This is a genomic window from Vibrio sp. R-1 (genome assembly GCF_035615595.1).
Lineage (GTDB): Bacteria > Pseudomonadota > Gammaproteobacteria > Enterobacterales > Vibrionaceae > Vibrio > Vibrio cholerae.
On record NZ_WPDC01000264.1, the window covers coordinates 1 to 691 of the forward strand.

A 691-nucleotide genomic window follows, 5' to 3' on the forward strand; every position below is an offset into this window, starting at 1 on the left:
TAGGCGGGCGTTATGTAAAAGGAGTCAACTTGCGGAGTATTTGCTATTTTCTAGCTATCATAGCTGTCCCTATGTTAACTATTGCTTTTTATGTGAATTTTCATCAACTTGAGTTTTCTAGTCATCAAATTGATTGGGGGGCGTTTGGTAGTTTTGTTGGCGGTGTATCGGCTCCGGTTGTTGCGGCAATAACACTCGTTTTTCTGGTTAAATCAAATCACGAGCAAGCAAGACAGACTTCCTTAAAAGTTTGTATTGAATTGGTGAATGACCACGCTACGCTGGTAAGCAATTACAGGCTGCCAAATGTTGCTTCTGAGCATTGGAGTGGAAGAGAGTCCTTAAAAGTGTTGTGGAAAAGTGTGATTGATGCTGATGATCCAAGCTCAAAGGTATTTGAGGATCGTCTCCAGTCTTATGGAGTAGAACTTGAACCTCTTGTTAGTAACCTGAAGTATGTTTTTCATTATATATCGGATGACGCTTTCTTAAGTAAAAGCGATAAGTTGAAGATGGTTCAGTTACTGATGTCCCGCTGTGAACGTCTGGAATTAAAGTTAATTAAAGTTCTTACATTACGTGATGATGAGTTAAAAAAATTAGTGTTAAAACATAAATTTTTCCCGAAAATGCAGTTAAACCCAGCCGAAGAAAAGTTGCTAAAATACGTTGTAGATAAAACGGCGTAGCC

1 pseudogene is annotated in these 691 nt (G+C 38.6%); it reads left to right on the forward strand.

The features are described 5' to 3' along the window. Positions 1-689, forward strand: a pseudogene (locus GOU96_RS18005) (hypothetical protein); the annotation flags it as partial. Between the last annotated feature and the right edge of the window lie 2 nt (positions 690-691).